Consider the following 265-nt stretch of genomic DNA (forward strand, 5'->3'; position numbering starts at 1 on the left):
CTTAAAGCTCACCCAGGGCAACGCTCCGCCAGCCTCGCGCGTGCTATCCATGCTGGTCTCGCGCGCCACCTCGTCAAACGCGACCCCGGCTTTCAGCTTCTCGAGCACACCGGCGGCGCTCGCCGCATCCCGCACCGCGATGATCCGCGTCTGATACTCGCGCGGGCCTTGCTCCGCGACCATCGCGTCGTAGGCCGACTTGACCTGTGCATCCGTGACGGCTGGCACCTGCAGATGGCGCTCCAGGTACAGCCGGTTCTCGGCG

At 67.5% G+C, this 265-nt stretch carries 1 protein-coding gene; it reads right to left on the reverse strand.

Features of this window, described 5'->3' with window-relative positions:
• A partial coding sequence (locus tag SB771_RS34945) for a peptidylprolyl isomerase (RefSeq protein WP_410722035.1) occupies nucleotides 1–265 on the reverse strand: 265 nt, incomplete at both ends.

Origin of the sequence: Burkholderia sp. SIMBA_051, from assembly GCF_046534915.1 — a bacterium.
GTDB classification, from domain to species: Bacteria; Pseudomonadota; Gammaproteobacteria; order Burkholderiales; family Burkholderiaceae; genus Burkholderia; species Burkholderia ambifaria.